General features: G+C 66.0%; 19 protein-coding genes and 1 pseudogene. 15 read left to right on the forward strand and 5 right to left on the reverse strand.

Annotated elements, in window-relative coordinates:
• Window positions 1-4: 4 nt before the first annotated feature.
• The 7 genes and pseudogenes from G6N07_RS05125 (at window position 5) to G6N07_RS20920 (ending at window position 7,165) form a co-directional block, all read left to right on the forward strand.
• Window positions 5-1,657 (forward strand): alpha/beta hydrolase, encoded by a 1,653-nt coding sequence (locus G6N07_RS05125; protein WP_085192933.1) that lies wholly within the window; start codon window positions 5-7, stop codon window positions 1,655-1,657.
• A gap of 203 nt (window positions 1,658-1,860) precedes the next feature.
• Window positions 1,861-2,310: a hypothetical protein gene (locus tag G6N07_RS05130; RefSeq protein ID WP_235849956.1), complete on the forward strand. Its 450-nt coding sequence runs from the start codon at window positions 1,861-1,863 to the stop codon at window positions 2,308-2,310.
• Window positions 2,311-2,466: 156 nt separating this feature from the next.
• Window positions 2,467-3,141, forward strand: a complete 675-nt coding sequence (locus G6N07_RS20915) for a type I restriction-modification system subunit M N-terminal domain-containing protein (protein ID WP_372507559.1) — start codon at window positions 2,467-2,469, stop codon at window positions 3,139-3,141.
• Complete coding sequence (locus tag G6N07_RS05140; RefSeq protein WP_163784096.1) at window positions 3,138-4,019, forward strand: SMODS domain-containing nucleotidyltransferase; 882 nt, start codon at window positions 3,138-3,140, stop codon at window positions 4,017-4,019. Before G6N07_RS20915 ends, G6N07_RS05140 begins: the two co-directional genes overlap by 4 nt.
• Window positions 4,020-4,128: 109 nt before the next feature.
• Entirely contained in the window at window positions 4,129-5,754 is a 1,626-nt protein-coding gene (istA, locus tag G6N07_RS05145; protein ID WP_085187172.1) for an IS21 family transposase, read from the forward strand.
• A gap of 14 nt (window positions 5,755-5,768) precedes the next feature.
• A pseudogene (gene istB, locus G6N07_RS05150) lies at window positions 5,769-6,555 on the forward strand (IS21-like element helper ATPase IstB).
• Window positions 6,556-6,691: 136 nt separating this feature from the next.
• Window positions 6,692-7,165, forward strand: coding sequence for a nucleotide-binding domain-containing protein (locus tag G6N07_RS20920; RefSeq protein ID WP_404822151.1), 474 nt, complete (start codon window positions 6,692-6,694; stop codon window positions 7,163-7,165).
• A 19-nt stretch (window positions 7,166-7,184) separates the two neighbouring features.
• On the opposite strand, the gene G6N07_RS05160 is transcribed toward G6N07_RS20920, so the two are convergent.
• On the reverse strand, window positions 7,185-7,526 hold the full coding sequence (locus G6N07_RS05160) for a hypothetical protein (RefSeq protein WP_133055556.1): 342 nt from the start codon (window positions 7,524-7,526) through the stop codon (window positions 7,185-7,187).
• 4 nt (window positions 7,527-7,530) lie between these two features.
• Between G6N07_RS05160 and G6N07_RS05165 the strand changes: the two genes are divergently transcribed.
• The 3 genes from G6N07_RS05165 to G6N07_RS05170 all read left to right on the forward strand — a co-directional run bounded on the left by G6N07_RS05165 (window position 7,531) and on the right by G6N07_RS05170 (window position 9,858).
• Window positions 7,531-9,132, forward strand: a complete 1,602-nt coding sequence (locus G6N07_RS05165; protein ID WP_197913015.1) for a hypothetical protein — start codon at window positions 7,531-7,533, stop codon at window positions 9,130-9,132.
• A 105-nt stretch (window positions 9,133-9,237) separates the two neighbouring features.
• On the forward strand, window positions 9,238-9,369 hold the full coding sequence (locus tag G6N07_RS20670) for a hypothetical protein (RefSeq protein ID WP_263858025.1): 132 nt from the start codon (window positions 9,238-9,240) through the stop codon (window positions 9,367-9,369).
• Between the two features lie 27 nt (window positions 9,370-9,396).
• Window positions 9,397-9,858, forward strand: coding sequence for a hypothetical protein (locus tag G6N07_RS05170; RefSeq protein WP_235849841.1), 462 nt, complete (start codon window positions 9,397-9,399; stop codon window positions 9,856-9,858).
• 62 nt (window positions 9,859-9,920) lie between these two features.
• On the opposite strand, the gene G6N07_RS05175 is transcribed toward G6N07_RS05170, so the two are convergent.
• On the reverse strand, window positions 9,921-10,286 hold the full coding sequence (locus tag G6N07_RS05175) for a SpoIIAA family protein (RefSeq protein WP_179960023.1): 366 nt from the start codon (window positions 10,284-10,286) through the stop codon (window positions 9,921-9,923).
• A gap of 99 nt (window positions 10,287-10,385) precedes the next feature.
• Here G6N07_RS05175 and G6N07_RS05180 point away from each other — a divergent pair, with 99 nt between their 5' ends.
• A complete protein-coding gene (locus tag G6N07_RS05180; RefSeq protein ID WP_133055555.1) occupies window positions 10,386-10,802 on the forward strand; it encodes an ArsR/SmtB family transcription factor in 417 nt (138 codons plus the stop codon).
• A complete protein-coding gene (locus G6N07_RS05185; RefSeq protein ID WP_085192028.1) occupies window positions 10,799-11,824 on the forward strand; it encodes a cation diffusion facilitator family transporter in 1,026 nt (341 codons plus the stop codon). Before G6N07_RS05180 ends, G6N07_RS05185 begins: the two co-directional genes overlap by 4 nt.
• 70 nt (window positions 11,825-11,894) lie before the next feature.
• Here the strand turns inward: G6N07_RS05185 and G6N07_RS05190 are convergent, their stop codons facing one another.
• Window positions 11,895-12,527, reverse strand: a complete 633-nt coding sequence (locus G6N07_RS05190) for a TetR/AcrR family transcriptional regulator (RefSeq protein ID WP_085192027.1) — start codon at window positions 12,525-12,527, stop codon at window positions 11,895-11,897.
• Window positions 12,528-12,684: 157 nt separating this feature from the next.
• On the opposite strand from G6N07_RS05190, the gene G6N07_RS05195 reads away from it, so the two are divergent.
• The 3 genes from G6N07_RS05195 to G6N07_RS05205 all read left to right on the forward strand — a co-directional run bounded on the left by G6N07_RS05195 (window position 12,685) and on the right by G6N07_RS05205 (window position 15,608).
• Window positions 12,685-13,602 carry an AurF N-oxygenase family protein gene (locus G6N07_RS05195; RefSeq protein WP_085192026.1) on the forward strand — a complete coding sequence of 306 codons (918 nt, stop codon included), beginning with the start codon at window positions 12,685-12,687 and terminating at the stop codon, window positions 13,600-13,602.
• Entirely contained in the window at window positions 13,599-13,886 is a 288-nt protein-coding gene (locus G6N07_RS05200; RefSeq protein WP_165756771.1) for a DUF4873 domain-containing protein, read from the forward strand. The genes G6N07_RS05195 and G6N07_RS05200 overlap by 4 nt, the downstream gene beginning before the upstream one ends.
• A gap of 81 nt (window positions 13,887-13,967) precedes the next feature.
• Window positions 13,968-15,608, forward strand: a complete 1,641-nt coding sequence (locus G6N07_RS05205) for a peptide chain release factor 3 (protein WP_085192025.1) — start codon at window positions 13,968-13,970, stop codon at window positions 15,606-15,608.
• A 185-nt stretch (window positions 15,609-15,793) separates the two neighbouring features.
• On the opposite strand, the gene G6N07_RS05210 is transcribed toward G6N07_RS05205, so the two are convergent.
• Together G6N07_RS05210 and G6N07_RS05215 are read right to left on the reverse strand one after the other, a co-directional pair.
• Window positions 15,794-17,371: a GTPase gene (locus tag G6N07_RS05210; protein WP_085192024.1), complete on the reverse strand. Its 1,578-nt coding sequence runs from the start codon at window positions 17,369-17,371 to the stop codon at window positions 15,794-15,796.
• Entirely contained in the window at window positions 17,368-19,035 is a 1,668-nt protein-coding gene (locus G6N07_RS05215; protein ID WP_235849840.1) for a dynamin family protein, read from the reverse strand. Before G6N07_RS05215 ends, G6N07_RS05210 begins: the two co-directional genes overlap by 4 nt.
• Window positions 19,036-19,140: the final 105 nt, after the last annotated feature.

The raw sequence follows: 19,140 nt of genomic DNA on the forward strand, positions 1-19,140 counted from the left end.
CACCGTGACCGTTTCTGTCGAGGAGATCGACCGCTGGGACGCCGGTGACGTCCGCGAGGTCTTCCATGCCACGCGTAGCCGGGCGGAGGCGGCGTTTGAAGCCGCCAACGGTATCGCCGAGTTGCCGGCCTTCGGCTCGTGGGGTGGCGACGCATCGGAGGCGGCCAAGGAGGCGATCAACCAGACCCGTAAGGACCTCGATGCGCACGGCCAAGAAGCGTTAGCGGTCGCTCAGGCGGCGAGCAGAGCGGCGGACGACGTCGAGCAGGTCAAGTCAAATCTCGCTCAACTGCGGGCGGACGCCGAGAGCCTTGGCATGGTGGTCGATCCGGTCAGTAACAGCATCGAGCCGGGGCCAGGTGCGGAGGGTGCCGACCCGATGGAGGTCATGCTCAAGCAAATGCAACTGCAGCCGCGCCTTGACGCCATCATGGCCGATGCTGCCCGCGCCGATCAGGAGCTGGCGCAAGCGATCGCTATGGCAACCGGTGACGCGCCAATCCCCGACACCCCGCACACCAATGACCCCGAGCTGCAGGACGCGCTTTCGCGGCCGCTGCCCGAGGACCCACAGCAGTTCAACGACCTGTGGGACAGGCTGTCACCGGAGCAAAAGGAGTTCCTGTACCGGCAAGATCACAGCGTCGGTAATCACCCCGGTATGCCGTTCGCCGACAAAAATCTCTTCAACCAGAGGCACCTCGGCGAGCTGACGCAGACCAGTCAGTCAGAGGTGGACCGGCTGCGGGCGGAACATCCCGCGTGGGCGAACGGCACGGTGCCCAACCCGAAGGGCGACTACCAGAACTGGCGCCAGTGGCGAGACTGGAAGCAGCAGTGGGACAAGGCAAACCACACGTTGGACGGTTACCACGCGGTGACGGAAACGCTCGGTCGCAAAGACGGTGTGCCGCGCTTCCTTGGTCTCGTCGACGACCAGGGCCACGCCGCCGTCTCGATCGGCAATCCGGATACGGCCATCCGAAACGCCACGCTGGTTCCGGGGACGGGACAGGACATGGCGGCCTTCACAGGCAGCGACGGCAAGTCGCTCGATATGTATAACGCGGCTCTCGATGTCGATCCGAGCCTGACAGGCGCCGACGTCTCCGTCACCACGTGGATGGGGTACGACCGCCCAATGGATCTCGGCCAAGCAGCTGATACGAGCTACGCAACCAATGGCGCCGGATCCTTGGACGCCTACTTGAACGGGGTGCAGGCTTCACATGCTGACGGCGTCCCAGCCGCCATCGACACCGTCATCGGACATAGTTACGGCTCGACGCTGGTGGGGGCAGCCGGTGCCGGTGATCATCACTTGGCCGTCGAGAACGTGATCGGCGTCGGCAGTCCGGGCATGATGGTGGGCCATGCCTCGGAACTCAACCTCGATCCGGGTGGCCAGGTGTACGCCACCCGGGCGCAGCACGACATCATTCACCTTGTTGCCGGCGCGGCCCTCGGTCCCAATCCGACATGGGATGGATTTGGGGCGATCGAACTCGAGGCTGCTCCCGGCCCCGCCCTCGGCCCTGAAGTGCTGAACATCCCGTCGGTCGCCGCCCACAGCAGCTACTGGGACGAGGGCAATCCGGCGCTGGCCAATATGGGCGCGATCATCGCGGGCATGCCGCCTCCGAAGGTCGTGCCATGAGTGCAGATCATCTACACGGGCGTCGGCGGATGCCGCGCGGGCGTCGATTCACGGCAGTCCTGACGCTGCTCTCCCTCGTCGCCGCCGGCTGCGGTGACGACGGGAAGCTCGGCCCACCGACGCCAACCGGCGCTACTGACATTGGAGGTCCGTCCGTGACATCCGCACCACCGCCCCCTCCCGGTTGGAGTCCAAAAGACGTCGTGCCGCAGTCCCAGCAGCAGGCGCAGGACACCTTGCTTGATTACCTGACGCGGACCGTGCGCCAGCTCCCGAAGGGAAGCGTCCTGGATGCGACGCGGTACGGCAGCTCCGGGCACAACAGTTGGTGCGAGGACGAGCCGAAAGACCCGAAGAATGTCCCGACACGATTTCATACCACCGGTGACCTGACCGTCCCGGCCGGAATAAATGCCGATGCGCTCGTGCGACAGGTCGGTGATATCTGGCGTAGCTGGGGCTGGTACGTCTACGAGCGAGACGGCTTCAGGACGCCGAACGAGTTCGGGTACGGACCCGACGGCTACCGGCTGCAAATTGTCACGGCCGGCCGGCCGGGGTACGCGCCCACGCTGAGTGGTTCATCGCCATGCTTCCCTGGTGAGATCGCGGCGGACGGGATTCCGTTTCCCTTGGTGGTCAATCCCGCCTGACGGCGAACACCGGATATGTCTCTACGATGCAGAATCTCAGTAATTCATGTGGAATTGTTTGGGGAATAGCTTAAATCCGGATACTTCATAGCGAATACGACTAGCCAATGCTAAAATCATCACAGGATGCAGAATGGCAAAAAAGGGAGGCCCATAGTGGCGCTCAAAAAGTCGGATCTTTACGCATCGCTATGGGCGAGCTGTGATCAGCTGCGTGGCGGAATGGACGCTTCGCAATATAAGGACTACATTTTGACGCTGCTATTCGTGAAATACGTCTCGGACAAAGCGAAGGCTGATTCGAACAGTCTGATCGACGTACCCGAAGGCGGTTCGTTCGACGACATCGCACTGGTCAGTGCGGTGTTGGTCGCGGTTCTGTCTGCGTTCATCGCGCGTGTCCTTATTGGCCGTGACCGACGTCGCCAAATGTACGGCGAGGCGTTCCGTGTGGCGCTGGAGTGGCGCGAGATGGTGTATCGGGTGCGTCGCAGGGATAACTCGAAGGAGCACGACCGAGTGCTCATCGACCGATTTCACGAACTGCAGGAGCGACTCGATTACTACGAGGGCTGGATCGGCAGCGAATCGAGGTATATGCGTCGGAGCTTTAGGCGCCTGGTTACAGTGATCAAAGGTGCGACGAAGGGCGATCTTCAAACCGCGTGGGAGGCGAGAGGGAGATCAGGGAACGCCGATCCTGACACCAACCATCCGAAGATCCCGTCGTCGGCGATGGATAACTATTTGCTTGACGTACGGTCGCATTTGTCACTGCAGCCATGGCGATGGCCCGCCGTTTGGTGGCGTAACCGCGAGGACGGCCGATGAAGACGGACACCTCCACCCAGTTTGCCGAGTTTGCGGATGCGATCAAGCTCAAGCAGACGCAGGTCGAACGTATTGAGAGCGCGCGTACGTCGCTGACGAAGCTCCTCAAGGAGTCGTACGACTTGAGTGAAGACGATGTGTTTGTTCAGGGCTCGTACGCCAACAACACCGCCGTCCGACCGGTAGAGGGCGGTGAATACGACATTGACATCGTTGTTGTGTCGGCCGACAGCGAGGAGGGCGCGACCGAAGCGATCCATGATCTATTCGAAAAGCTTGAGGACAGTCGATACAAGGACATGATCATGGAACGGAAGCCGTGTGTCCGCGTGACGCACGCGGACGAGGTGATCGGCGGCTTCCACGTTGACGTCATTCCGCTGCGAGTCTCGACGAGTGACGAGCATGACGCACCGTATGAGGCACCACGCAAGGGAAGTGGATGGCACGGCACCGCGCCGGGCGAGTACACCGACTGGTGTAGCGGGCAGGGAGAGCGTTTCCAGCGCACCGTTATGATGTTCAAACGGTGGCGCGACGAACAGCAGGACGTTCGTAAGGCGGTCAAATCCATCGTGTTGCAGGTCCTCATCTCGGAGTACATGCCAGCGGACATCGACGACGATGCTAGGCGGGTTGCCGTAACTTTCGCCGGAATGCATGAGGAACTCAAAGATCTTGAGTCCGCCCCCGAAGTGCTCAATCCAGTGCTGGAGTCGGAGGACCTTGCTGCTCGCTGGAGCGATACCGATCTCCTAAACTTCAAGACCGAGCTCGAGTCGGCAGCTGAACTCGCGAGCGAGGCGGATGAAGCAGACACACTCGTCTGTCGTTTGCCAGGAGCTTGGGACCAGTGTGACCTGATTTTGCCAGGGTGATGGGACCACCTGGATTGCCAGTTATGGGACCACCGGCGCGTCGCGTCGGTGGTCTCTTCGTTTGTTCGTTCGATCGCTGTGACAGCTCAAGTCACGGAGGGCGGCGGGCATGGTTTTTCGGGAGGTCAGTGTGAACGAGATCAGGGAAGTGCTGCGGGTGTGGCTGGGGGTGGCGGGGCTACCGCCGGAGCCGGGGTACCGCACGATCGCCGCGCATTGCGGCGTGGACCGCAAAACGGTGCGCCGCTACGTGGAGGCCGCGCAGGCAGCCGGGCTGCGCCGCGACGGCGATGTCAGCGCCCTCGATGACGGGTTGATCGGGGTGGTCGCCGACGCGGTGCGTCCTGCCCGCCCAGATGGTCACGGCGCCGCCTGGGAGCAGCTGTTGGGGTTCGAGGAGCAGATCAAAGTTTGGGTGGCCGGCGATGGTGAGCAGCGGCCGTTGACGATCACCAAGATTGAGACGTTGCTGGCCCGGCAGGGGTGTGTGGTTCCGTATCGGACGTTGCACCGATTCGCCAGTGAGCGTTGCGGTTTCGGCCGCAAGGGCACCACGGTGCGGGTCGCTGATGGTGATCCGGGGGTGGAATGCCAGATCGATTTCGGCTATCTGGGGATGCTCACCGATGCTGCTGATGGGCGGCGCCGCAAGGTGCACGCGTTGATCTTCACCGCCGTCTATTCCCGGCACATGTTCGTGTGGTTGTCGTATTCGCAGACCCTGGCGGCGGTGATCGCCGGGTGCCAGGCGGCGTGGGGATTCTTCGGCGGCGTGTTCGCGGTGCTGATCCCCGACAATCTCAAGCCGGTGATCGCCGCCGCCGATGCGGTCAACCCGCAGTTCACCCGCGGGTGGCTCGACTACGCCGGTCATGCCGGATTCCTCACCGACCCGGCCCGGGTTCGCTCCCCCAAAGACAAGCCGCGGGTGGAGCGGACTGTGCAGTATGTGCGCCGAAACTTCTGGGACGGTGAAACATTCACCAGTCTCGAACAGGCGCAGCAGGCTGTGATGACTTGGTGTGCGCGCACTGCCGGTACCCGCATCCACGGCACCACCTGCGCACGTCCCCTGGAGGTGTTCACCGCCGAAGAACAACCGACGCTACTCACGGTGCCGGGGACCTATGACGTGCCGATGTTCAAAGCGGTCAAGGTACACCGCGATTTCCACGCCGAAGTCGCCAAAGCCCTGTATTCGCTGCCCGAGTGCTGGATCGGGCACACGTTGGACGTACGCGCCGACAGTGAGCTGGTGAAGTTCTATCACCGCGCCACGCTGGTGAAAGTCCATCCTCGCCAGCCGGCCGGTGGCCGCAGCACCGACCGTGCTGACCTGCCCGAACACAAAGCGGGTTACGCGCTGCGGGACCTGGCGGCGTTGATCGCCGCGTGCGCGGCGCACGGCCCCAATATCGGGATCTACGCCGAACGCATCCTCGATGACCCGCTGCCCTGGACCCGGATGCGCACCGTCTACCGGCTCCAAGGCCTGGTGCGCCGCTACGGCGCGCAGCGCGTCGAACAAGCATGCTCCTTATCGCTGGACCTCGACGTCGTCTCGGTCAACAAGATCGCCTCCATGCTGCAACGCGCCACCGAGAACACCGCCCCGACACTACCGCAAGCAGTCGGCCAAACAGCCACCCGGTTCACCCGCAACCCATCCGAATTCAACGTCACCACAACATCATTGACCGTAGTGCCCGTTATCGATTCCGAGGAGACCTGCTGACATGACCACCCACCGTGCCCCCCGCCGACCCGGTCGGCGCTGACCTGACCCGACTGCTCAAAACCCTCAAACTCGGCGCGCTGGCCGACACCCTGCCCCGAACGCGCCGCCCTGGCCCGCCAACACAAACTCAGCCACATCGGATTCCTCGAAACACTGCTCGCCGACGAAGTGTCCCGCCGCGAATCCCGTTCAGCAGCACTACGAGCCACCAAAGCCGGACTCGACCCGGGCATGCGTTTGGACACCTGGACCGCACAACACGACCTGCGCTATGACCGCACCCTACTCGGCGACCTCACCTCACTGAGATTCCTCGACGCCGGCCAGTCAGCGATCATCCTCGGACCCGTCGGCGTCGGCAAGACCCACCTAGCAACAGCCCTGGGACACATAGCAATCCGCCGCAAACACACCGTCCTGTTCGGCCGTGCCGACAAGCTGTTCACCAGGCTGCGCGCCGCCCGCCTCGACAACACCGTCGACACCGAAATCCGCCGACTGGCCGCCACCGACGTCCTCATCATCGACGACTTCGCGCTGCGGCCCCTCGACGCCACCGAGACCAGCGACTTCTACGAAATCGTCGTCGAACGCCACCGCACCAAAACCACCATCGTGACCTCCAACCGCGAACCCGCCGAATGGCTGACCATGACCGCCGACACCCTGCTGGCCCAATCGGCGATCGACCGGCTGACCGCCACCGCCCACACCCTCGTCATCGAAGGACCGTCCTACCGCCAACGGACCCGCGGCGGCCGGCTTGACCCAGACCACCCCGACGAGCATCCTCAATAACGCGCCACGGTGGTCCCATCCCACTGGCAACCAGGTGGTCCCATCACCCTGGCAAGCGACACTCGTCGAAGCGTGCGAGAAGTGGAACGAGATTTTTGGCAACGCTTTCCCGGTTGTCACCAGCGATGAGCTCAGTATGGAGGTCGGGGACAGGTCGCACGCTAAGCACCCGCGCACGAAGGATTGGGTCGTCGACCTTCGGCCCGACTGCTCGGTTCGTATCAGCGTGCAGAAGCTAAGGGGGCGAAAGGGTAAGTTTCGCGACTATCGCAGCGGAGGGCCACCCATTTTTGCGTCGGCTCAAACCACGCTTCGATTTCGCGCGCTCACCTCGGGAGATAGCGGCGCCTCGATCTGGTGGCGCGTGACTAACACGGGTGCCCACGCACGCGAGACCGGAGTCAAACAGTTGCGGGGTGACTTCTTCAGGGGCAAGGGACCCGACTGCAAATCTCCAGGCGACAACCCCTCCATTAATCACGAATCCGCCGCCTACACAGGCGCACACATCATTGAGGCGTTCATGGTTCGAGGTGGGCGAGTCATCGCACAGTCCGAGCCCTTCAGGGTCAACGTATTCTCGCGGAAGTTCCCGGTGTTCCGACGATAGCTGTCGATACCGAACAACCTCAGTACTTGAGACCCTGCGGACGTACTACTCCTGCATCTTTCAGGATTCCGAGTACCGTGCTCTTGCCGAGATCGAACGTCTCAGCTACTTGCCTGCTTGTCTGTCCCGTCACGTAGGCAGCGACGACGTCGGCTCGCAACCTGGCGGTCAGTCGCTGGCGCTTGCGCGGTGGTGTGTCGAACCGATCCTTGGCCTTCGCATGTGCGCTGTCGTCCTGATCAGGCGATTCATTGCTCGGACTGAATCGGCCCAGGGCTACCAGTGAGGCTTCGCCTCTGACCGCCGAGTCTGGGGTCTTGTTGGGAGCGTGAGCTGCGGTCACGCTCAGGGTCATGGACAAGCCGGTGACTGTGAATGATGTGCTCGACGGTTATGTGGCGCTCGATCTGGAGTGCATGGATCGCATTTATCTGAACGGCTATGTGCCGAATCTGCAGGTGGGTGGTCAGGTGGTGTCGTTCATGACCGCGCATCTGGGTTATCCGATTCCGTCGCCGGCGATCATGGAGAAGATCGGCACCGGGTTCCGCAGGGCGGTGGACCGGTTCGCCGGCGACAACAAGATCCCGGTGGTGCGGTTCGGAAAGGACGACCGCAAGATCGATCGGATGCGGCCGTACCTGGCCCGACAGGCGGCAACCGGTCGGTCGGGGGTAGCCGCGATCGGGGTGGCGCAGGAGTTCGCGCCGGTGTTTGTGGCGAACAAGCGCACCGGACATACCACGGGCGTGTGGTTCTCCTTCACCAAGGCCCAGCGCCGGGTCACCTGTTTTTACTTTTACCTCTGGGACGATGATTTCGGGCCGGCGTTTGTGAAGATCTGCGCCTACTTCCCGTATCCGATGAAGATCTGGGTCAATGGACATGAGTGGGCCAAACGGCAGGCCACCAAGGCCGGCATTGGGTTCACCGAGCTGTCCAACGGGTTCGCCACCTGTGACGATCCCGCCGCGTTGCAGGCGATCTGCGATCGGCTCGGCCCGGGAACGATCCAGGTGTTCGCCGAACGGTGGTGGTCGATCCTGCCGCTGCCGCTGACCGAGCATGACCGCGCCGCAGGGTATTGGTGGGAACTGTCGATGCGCCAAATCGAGACTTCACGCACCCTGGTGTTCGACGCACCCCGGCACGCTCGCGGGTTCTTCGAGGCCTTGGTCACCGACAACCTCGACATCGGCCGCCCGGAACTCATCGAGCTGATCTTCAAACGCGGCCAACGCCGCGGTCGACCGGCGGCCGGTCAATTCAAGACCAAGATCGTCACCTACGGCACCGAGGTCAACGTCAACGCTTTCTACCGGCACTCCCGCATCAAGCAGTATCTGAAGGACGGCCGCGCGCTGCGGATCGAGACCGTCATCAACGACCCCGCCGACCTGGGCTGTCTGCGGCGCCTGGCTCATCTCGATGAGCTGCACACCCGCGCCCGGGCGGTCAACACCGCCCTGCTCGATACTGAACGTGTCGGTCAGGGCTGCGTCCTGGCGAGTCCAGCCTTTGAGCGGATCGCCCAGCCCACCCTCACCGAGGATGGCAGGAGGGCCCCGGCCTTGCGGTTCGGCGACCCTCGGGTCCAAGCCCTGGCCGGCGCCCTATGCACCAGCGTGCTCGCCGTCACCGGCATCACCAACAAGAGCCTGCGCGCCTTGATGACCGGACTGCTGGGCGGTACGCCCTACACGATGAACCAGGCCAGCTACGACCTGGCTCGGCTGCGGACCAACGGCTTGATCACCCGGGTTCCGGGCAAGAATCGCTACCGCCTCACCAGCGACGGACTGCGGTTTGCGATCTTCTACACCAAAGTCCACGACCGGCTGCTACGACCGCTACTGGCCGCCGACCAGCCGCCAGCTCCACCACCGATACGAAAAGCGTTGCAGAACATCGATATTCACATCACCGAAACTATGGGCCAGGCGCGCATCCTGGCAAACGCAGCCTGAAAACTCAAGACAGCTCTCAAAGCTCTAGCGACCAAGGTTCGCTAGGTAGAACGGCCCTCGGAGCCTCTCCGGGGGCCGGTTTCATCCCCGATGGGAACATTCTCAATGCAACGACCGCCTGGAAGCTTCTCGCCGCCAAGAGGGCCCGACGACGACAAGACCCCACCGCCGTTCGAGCGGGCCGGCGGGTTCCTCGCCGACGAGACACCGTACGTCGACAAGGTGCATGGCGTCTGACGACCGGCGGCGTCGTGTTGAGCCGCCTTGACGGACGAAGATCAGGCCCGCCCGTCCTGGATGCCCGTCGGCCCCGGCACGTACGGTCGCTTCCTGGCGATCCGGGTCTTCGACTTCTGGGTGCACGAGCGTGACATCACAACGCCGCTCGGCCGGGACACCGACCACGGCGGAGTCGCTGCGGAGATCGCGCTGGAACAGGTGGAGAACTCGATCGGCTACAACGTCGGCAAGTGGGTGGGCTTGCACGACGGCAAGAGCCTCACATTCCACCTCACCGGACCACTCGCCCGTCGCCTCCACGTCGCCGTCGACGGACGGGCTGCGCGGGTCGACCACGTCGAGCGCCCGGACGTCACAGTGACTGCGGACTCCAGACGTTCATCCAGCTCGCGTGCGGGCGCATCGACCCGCAGGAGCAGATCGACTCCGGTGCGATCAGCTGGACGGGCGACGACGAGCTCGGCGACCGCGCCGCTCGCAACCTGAGGTTCACGATGTGACCAATCACTGGCTCGCCGGTTGCTGCGGGAAGGGCTAGCGCTTGCGGCTCAGCTCGCCGCCCACTGTTTGGCGGCGTCTATCTGGTCGAGACCGAACAGCGCCACCTCGCCGGGAATCATCCAGGCCAGCGCGTGCAGGGTGTGGCCGATCCACTCCTTGTCGGTGACCACGGCAGTGCGTTTAAACCCGCGAAGGTGCTTGATCGTCCTGAAGCCCTGCTTGACATCGGCGAGCAGCCCGCCGGGGCCGAAACCCTCGTAGTCAGACCCGATGACCTCGACGAAGCGGATTTCGTCGGTGTCCAGCATCCGGTCCAGGGCCGGTGTGAACTGGTGGAAATCGTTGGCGGTGACACGCCCTGACACCCGGATACCGGCGACGCCGGCGGGCATGTCCTGCAGTACCTCGATAATGGGAACCTCCAATACCCCTGGGGCGACGGTAGGCCGATATTCGCGCCGTGGCCAGGGGACGTGGTGTTCGACCCGGTCGAGCCGGTCTATTATCTGCGTATGAATGCAGATAGCGCGCGATGCGGTCGGTGCCTGCCCGACGACGAGGCGAACCTCGTGGCCGAGGTCTTCCGGATGTTGGCCGACCCCACCCGCGTGCAGATTCTCTGGGCGTTGGTGAGTCACGAGAAATCGGTCAACGACCTCGCCTCCCACGTTGGGAAGCCGGCCCCGTCGGTTTCGCAGCACCTGGCGAAACTGCGCATGGCGCGACTGGTCCGCACCCGCCGGGAGGGCACCACCATCTACTACAGCCTGGACAACAACCACGTCGCGCAGTTGGTCACCGACGCGGTCTTCAATGCCGAGCATGCCGGGCCGGGCGTCCCCGGTCATCACCGTGACGCGTCCGACCTCGCCGCCTTGCACGCGGACGTTCCCGCCGCCTATCCATCGAGGAACGGACGACGCGGATGACCCACGAATTCAAGCGCGCGCACCACAGCCGCGACCACGACCACTTTCATGAGCATCGTGGGGGCAAGCTGGGTACCGCGATCCGCGAGGTGTTCGCTCCGCACAGCCACGACGCCTCCGACAGCATCGACGACGCGCTGGAGTCCAGCGCAGCCGGCATTCGGGCGGTGAAGATCAGCCTGCTCGCTCTCGGCGCGACCTCGCTAGCGCAGTTGGTGATCGTGATGATCTCCGGGTCGGTCGCGCTGCTCGCCGACACCATCCACAACTTCTCCGACGCCCTCACCGCCATCCCGCTGTGGATCGCATTCATGGTCGGCACCAAGGCCGCCACCCGGCGCTACACCTATGGATTCGGTCGCGCCGAGGACATCGCCGGGCTGTTCGTCGTCGCGATGATCGCCCTGTCGGCCGTCGTGGCCGGGGTCGAATCGATCCGGCGCCTCATCGAACCGGCGCCGATCGAGAACGTCGGGTGGGTGGGCGCCGCCGGTCTGGTCGGGTTCATCGGCAACGAACTCGTTGCGCTGTACCGCATCCGGGTCGGGCGTCGCATCGGCTCGGTCGCCCTGGTCGCTGACGGGCTGCACGCACGCACCGACGGGTTCACCTCACTGGCGGTGCTTGTCGGCGCCGGCGGCGTCGCCTTGGGGTTTCCGCTGGCGGACCCCATCATCGGCTTGGTCATCACGGTCGCCATCCTCGCCGTTCTGGGCACCGCGGTGCGCGACGTCTTCCGCCGCCTCATGGACGGTGTGGAACCAGAACTGGTCGACATGGCCGAGGCCGCGCTCGCCGCTGAGCCCGGCGTCACCGACGTGCGTGCCGTGCGGATGCGGTGGGTCGGTCACCGGCTGCACGCCGACGCCGAACTCGACATCGACCCCGCCACCAGCCTCGCCGACGCGCACCGCATCGCACACGAAGCCGAGCACACGCTGACTCATGCCGTCCCGAAACTGTCTTCGGCACTGGTGCACGCCTATCCGGCGACGGATTCGGCTCGCCGTGGTGGTGGGTGAACAGCGGCCCCGGCGCCGCGAGCGCGACGAGCCCGTAGCCACGGCACCGCAAGTTCGTATCGCCAGTCGGCTAGCGCGCCAACCCCAGCAGCGGGGGGACGAGGTAGCGGCGCGCGAACGACCGGGCGGCGTCGTCGTCACCGAGGGCGACATTCTGCGACGGCGTCAACACGAACGACACGATGACCCGGACGGTGACCTCGGCAACCTCGAGTAACTCGATCTGCGAACGGCTGTCGTCGGGCAACGCCACCGCGAGTTGATGGGCCAGGAATGAGGAGGCCGTCCGGATGACGCTCTCACCCTCGACCGTCAGGAACGGCAGCACGGTGTCGGGTTCGGTGGCCAGCAACCGCTGTAGAAGCGCGTGGCCGCGCAGCGTGGTCAGCGTGAGCACGAACCCTTCGACCAGTTTGTCTTCCGCGTCGGCGTAGCCGCCGGCCCCGGCGGCGAGGTCGGACAGGAACCGCTCGAGTTCCCGTAACAGCACGGCCTCGACGACGGCGTCCTTGTTGGCGAAGTTACGGTACAGCGTGACGCGCGCCAACCCGGATCGGCGGGTGATGTCCTCGACCGTGGCGCGGCGGATGCCCAGGAGCTCGAATTGCTTCAACGCGGCGTCGAGGATGCGCTCGGCATTGCCTTCTGCCGTCGGCGACCCGAAGCGCTGCACCGCTTTGGCGAGCAGCCCGCTGTACTTCATCGGTGTCTCCTTGACATGGACGCGCCCGGGGACGACGGTGCTGGGTCGCAGTGTAGAGCGTGCACCCGCCGCTATTGATACAAACTAACCGCGAATGTATCTTTGGTTCAGATGGCACTCGATGCCTTGGGCACCCAGGACCAGCAGGAGGCTTCTCATGGCCAGCACCATCGATCGGGCTTCTTCGACGGGGACCGTTCCCAGTCGCGACGAATTCTCCGAGCGACTGCTCCGGGGGTCGGCCAAGAAGTCGTACGCCCCCGTGGTCGACATCGACTGGGACACACCGGTCGTTCCGGATCAGTTCTTCCTCCCGCCCCGGGTGGTGTCGTTGTACGGCACTCCGCTCTGGTCCGAGATGACCCGCGAGCAGCAGATCGAACTGTCGCGCCAGGAGTTCATCAACCTGCTGTCGGCCGGGGTCTGGTTCGAGAACATCCTCAACCAGGCGCTGCTGCGCGGCCTCATGCACGCCGACGTCACGTCGCCGTCGACCCACTACTCGCTCACCGAACTCGGTGACGAGACCCGCCACATGGTCATGTTCGGGCGCACCATCGAGGCAGTCGGCGGAAAACCGTTCCAGCCCAACCGCATGCAGCGCATGATCATCAACACACTGCCGCTGGTGTTCCAGAAATCGGTGCTGTGGATCGCCGCGCTCGTCGGTGAGGAGATCTTCGACGCGTTGCAGCGCCGGATCCTCGACGATCCCGAGATTCAGCCGATCGTGCGGCGCATCATGCGGATTCACGTCACCGAGGAGGCGCGCCACATCCAGTTCGCGCGCGACGGTGCCCGCCGGGCCGTCCCCACCATGCGCCCGGTCAACCGGTACCTGCTCGCCACGATCCACGGTGCCGGTGGGCCGTTCTACCGGTATCTGTTCACCAACCGCGCGGTGTATCGCCGCCTCGGACTCGACCCCCGGGAGGCACGCCGGCAGGCCCGCAGCAACCCGCACTTCCACCAGGCGATGCGGGACGGATTCGCGCCGCTGGCGGCGTTCCTCGAAGAGGTCGGGTTGATGAGCCGGATCGGCCGGTGGATGTGGAAGCGGAGCAACTTCCTGTGACCGTGGATGAGGGCGGTGTCTTCGACGGCGACGCCGAACTGGACGTCGCCGGAGTACGCTGCCCGGTCCGGGTCCGCCTCACCGGTCACCTGAGCCCGATCGACGGCCGGTACCACTGGCAGGGCCTCGCCTACGGTGCGCCCGAGGACGTCCAGGCGGGTAGGCCCGCGCAGTTGCGGATCGGAAACCGCAGCGCCGCGGTGCGGCTCGTGGAGAAGATCCCGTCCGGGCAACTCATGGTCAGCGGCGTGGGTGCCCCTCCATACGACCTTTCGCCGGTCTGAGCGTCACCTGACGGGTCGTTGTGCCCGTCGGGTGGAGCGGCGATTATCGTTTCGGCGCCGCGGCCAATAAAATCGTCAGCAATGACCGATACCGCCTCAGGAGTGTCGACGACGGCCACCGGGCCGCAGGCAGACCGCATCTCCGCTGAAGCACGACGCCGCAGGACGTTCGCTGTGATCAGCCATCCCGACGCCGGCAAGTCCACCTTGACCGAGGCGCTGGTGCTGCACGCCAAGGCGATCACCGAAGCAGGCGCCATCCACGGCAAGGCGGGCCGCCGCGCCACGGTGTCGGACTGGATGGAGATGGAGAAGGCCCGCGGCATCTCCATCACCTCGACGGCCCTGCAGTTCCCGTACCGCACCCAGGGTGGGGACACCTGCATCATCAACCTGCTCGACACCCCGGGCCACGCCGACTTCTCCGAGGACACTTACCGAGTCCTGACCGCGGTCGACGCTGCGGTGATGCTCATCGACGCCGCGAAAGGCCTGGAACCACAGACGCTGAAACTCTTCCAGGTCTGCCGCCACCGCGGCATCCCCATCATCACGGTGGTGAACAAGTGGGACCGACCAGGCCGGCACGCTCTGGAGTTGATGGACGAGATCCACGACCGGATCCAGTTGCAGACCACACCGTTGACGTGGCCGGTCGGCATCGCCGGCGACTTCAAGGGGGTCCTCGACCGGCGCACCGGCACGTACATCCGGTACACCCGGACCGCGGGTGGTGCCACCGCCGCACCCGAGGAACACATCGATGCCTCCCGCGCGCACGAGGCCGTGGGCGCCGACTGGGACAACGCGGTAGAAGAGTCCGAGCTGCTGAGCGCGGACGGCGCCGACTTCGACCGGGACTCGTTCCTCCGCTGTACGTCGACTCCGGTCCTGTTCACCTCCGCCATCCTCAACTTCGGTGTCAATCAACTCCTCGACGTGCTCGCCCAGCTCGCACCGTCGCCGAGCGGTCAACTCGACGTCGATGGCAACCGGCGCGAAGCGACCGCCCCGTTCAGCGCGTTCGTCTTCAAGGTGCAGGCGGGAATGGACTCAGCGCACCGCGACCGGATCGCCTACGCGCGGGTGTGCTCGGGCACGTTCGAACGCGGCGAGGTCCTCACCCACGCCGCCACTGGCAAGCCGTTCGTCACCAAGTACGCGCAATCGGTCTTCGGGCAGCAGCGCTCCACGCTCGACACCGCGTGGCCGGGGGACGTCATCGGGCTCGCCAACGCCGCCGCGCTGCGTCCGGGCGACACCTTGTACCGCGACATCCCGGTGCAGTACCCGCCGATACCGAGCTTCTCTCCCGAGCATTTCGCCGTCGCACGGGGCACCGACCCCGGCAAGCACAAGCAATTCCGCAAAGGCATCGAGCAGTTGGACCAGGAAGGCGTCATCCAGGTGCTGCGCTCGGACCGGCGAGGTGAGCAGGCGCCGGTGTTCGCCGCGGTCGGCCCGATGCAGTTCGAGGTCGCTAGTCACCGGATGGCCGGCGAGTTCAATGCGCCGATCGCGCTCGAGTTCCTCCCGTACACGGTGGCGCGAGTGGCCGACCCCGCCGATGCCGAGATCCTGCAGCAGCAGGCGTCGGTGGAGGTGTTCACCCGGACCGACGGAGTGGTCATCGCGGTGTTCTCGACGAAGTGGCGCCTGGAGAACGTCGAGCGGGAACTGCCCGGCGTACGCCTGCGCTCGCTGGTGGCGGCAGCGGACTAGCCGCATCGTTCCTCGCGAACGTTCACCGCGTGCACCGTGCAAGCGGGGCTACTCCCGCGGCTTTGCGACGACGCCGTCGGGGCCCGTCGCCCTTTCTGCTCCGCTCCGGCTGTGCGCGCGTAGCGGCCAGGCCGCCGCCGTCGGCCCGTAACAGTTCGACGAAGGTGCTCCGGCACGGGTGAGTCTCAGCGGCTGATCGCGTGCACGGCTGTCGAGAGCTGCGCGTAGCGCATGAGCTCGGTGCGCAACGGCGCCAACACCAGCTCCTCGGCTACCCCGTCGACCCGTCGGTGCAGTTCGGATGCCACCTTCCGCCGCCGTCTCGCCGCGCCCACCGCCACGAAGGGCCGCACGAGAACTCGCAGCACGAGTCCGAGGGCGAGCCCGCCCAGGAGCAGAACCGTCGGCAGCGCGAACGGACCGAGCGAAGGAGTGTCGAGGTCGATCTGCAGGTACGCCAAGACGGCGAGCGCACCCAGCCACCCACCTCCCGCGACGGCCACCGCGACGAAAAGCCATTGCAGCACCCCGACCAGCCGCCACCATCGCGGTGGCCGGGCCATCCCCAGATCGGCCCCGCCCACCGCCCTGTCGAGGGCGTCGGGGACCGTATCGGCCTGTGATCTCGCGGCCTGCCGCATGATCCGCGGCCACGGCGCGGGCAGCCCGTCGGACGCGGTGTCGGCCAGCGCCCGCACCGCACTGTCGACTCCGGCGCGCGCAGCGGCCGAACCCGAGGGCATCGACGTCCGCCGCAGGATCTCTTGGGTGTCGGGCGCATCCAAACCCAGACGGCGCAACGGATCCGGGCGCAACTTGGGGAGCCAGCGCACCGGTGGCCATCCCGTCGCGACCAGGCCCCGACGGGTGTGGGCCCGGCCGACGGCGTCTACCACCGTCGGCACTCCCGCGGCACCGGCGAGGGCGCTGCGCAGCTGCCGTGCGGCGTCGCCGAGCGCGGGTTCGGAGCGCCGCGCCGGGACCAGCGGCGTGAGCCGGGCGGCCATCGCGTCGAGATCGGCGCTCACGCGTGCCGTGCGGGCCCGGTGATCGGCCACGGTGCAGACCAGGAATTCGTGCAACTCCGAGGCTCCCTCGGGTTTCACGGCCGAGGTGGCGAGTACCGGCACGCCGATCAGGCCGTCGTCGGCGAGTAGCCGGTGCAGATCGTGCATGCACGACGCCAGATCGGGGAGGGGCAGTCGGTCGGCCTGGTTGAGGACGACGACCATGACCTCGCGGTGCGGCGCCAGGGGACGCAGATATTCGTCGTGCAGCACGGCGTCGGCGTACTTCTGTGGATCGAGCACCCAGACGAACGCGTCGACGAGTCGAATCAGCCGGTCGACTTCCGCGCGGTGTGCAGCCTCGACGGAGTCGTGGTCGGGCAGGTCGAGCAACACCAGACCCCCAAGCTGTGGAGTGGCGGAGCCGTCGCCGCCCTGACGGTTGCGGATCTCGAGCCAGTCGAGGAGTTCGGTGGCAGGTGACGGTCCGAAGACGACGGCCTGCGTGGCCGATGTGGTCGGCCGCCGGATTCCCACCTGCGCCAGTGGCGCCCCTGCGATCGCGTTGAACAACGAGGACTTCCCGCTTCCGGTGGCCCCGGCCAACGCCACGACGGTGTGCTCGCCGGACAGTCGCAGTCGGGTCCCGGCGCGCCCGTCGAGGTCGTGGACCTCGGCCAGCACCTCCTCGGGCAGCCGGCCGGCACCCAACACCGCCACCGACGACAACGCGGCCAGCCGTTCGACGAGGCTCATTGCAGCACCGCGGCAATGCGGTTCGCGGCCGCCCGCAGGTCCTCACCGCTCACCACCGACGTCGCCGATCCCAGGACCCGATGGTACCGGCCGGAATCCTCGCTCAGCAGCTGTCCGACCCGGGTGAGGAGCTCGTCTCGGGCTTGACGAGCCAGGCCGCGCACCGCCTGCTCACCGAAGATCGCCTCCAGCACCTTCTGACCGGCCACCGTCGTCCCACCGGCGACCGCGATCTCGGCCCCGGTCAACCCGGCCGTCTGGCTGAACACGGCGAGCATCACGACGAGCCCCGCGCCGTTGACCCCGTAGGAGGCCAACCGGGCACCGGAGCGCTTCGACGCACCCTCGGTGCGGACCAGCTCGAGGACGAACCCCTCCCAATCGCGGACCAGCCGCTCGACGGCCTCGTGCAATCCTGGTTCGGGCCTGGCCAACTCGTCGTGGAGCAGCAGTGCGCCGGCCTGGTGGCGGGCCCAACAGGCATAGGCGGCCTCGGCGGCGTCCTCCACCGCGGCACGCACGACCGTGGCGATGCCGCTCTCCAACGCCGACCCCAACTCCTCCACCGGGGTCGAGCGCCCGGTGACCGCCGCGACCATCCGGTCGCGGGTGCGGCCGACACGGGATTCCAGTCGTCGCAGGAGCTCACCGGTGCCCACCACGTCCTGCCACCGAGCCAGGACCTCGCCGCGCAGCATCGCGCCGTCGCGGATCGCCTCGTCGACCCGGGTCAGCGCGCCGTCGTAGGACGACCGCACACACGATGTCAACTGAGCGCGGACGTCGCCCTGTTCGTCGGCGGCCCCGGCGAGCGCGTAGGTCCGCGGCGGGAGGCTGCGCAGCGCGCCGTCGAGCGTGTAGCGCACCACCGACGCCCGTTGTTCGGCGTCCGCGGTCAGGCCACCGAGCCAGGAGCGGATCGGCACGATCGATTTCTCCTTCAGTCGCCCGTTGCGCAGCGGCTGCTCGGCGATGACGAACAGCGGAGCCCCGTTCAGCCCGCCCGCGGTGAGCATGTCCGACAGATGACCCGCGACGTCGTGCACGGCCTCCGGCGGGCAGCGGTCCAGCACGACGGCGATCGCGGTGCCGCGGTCACGCGCGGTGTGCAGCATCTGCCAGGGCACGGCATCGGCGTAGCGAGCCGCGGTGGTGAGGAAGATCCAGAGATCGGCGGCGGCCAACAACGTGGACGCCAGCTCCCGATTGCTGCTCACCACGCTGTCGATGTCGGGGGCGTCGAGCAGCGCGAGGCCCGGTCCGATGCCCGGGTGGGGCGCCAACCGCAGCCCGTCGGGGCCGGCCGAACGCGGCAGCTGCGGCAAGATCCGGTCGTCGGTGAACCACTGCAGATCCGTCGGATGGCAGACGATCACCGGGCCACGGGTCGTCGGACGCAGAACACCCGACTGGCTGACGTCCGCGCCGACGAGTGAGTTGATCAACGTGGACTTGCCCGCACCGGTCGAGCCCCCGACCACTGCGAGTAAGGGTGCGTCGATGCTGCGCAGCCGCGGGATCAGATAATCCGAGAGCTGACCGGTCAGCTGCCGGCGGTCGCGGTCCGCCGGCCACGCCGACGGCGTGGGAAGGGGGAACGTCGTGCGCTCGAGAGCCGCGCCCAGGGCGGCCACCGCGTCGAGGAGATCCGTGGCCGCCGTCATCGCTTCAGCGTGCCTCACCAAGCGGTCACCGCGGAAGGCTTCGGCCAGCTGCATGCTTGTCAGAGATACCGGTGGGGGGCGCGTCCTGCACTCTCGTCGCGGCGA

Source organism: Mycolicibacterium doricum (genome assembly GCF_010728155.1).
Classification (GTDB): Bacteria; Actinomycetota; Actinomycetes; order Mycobacteriales; family Mycobacteriaceae; genus Mycobacterium; species Mycobacterium doricum.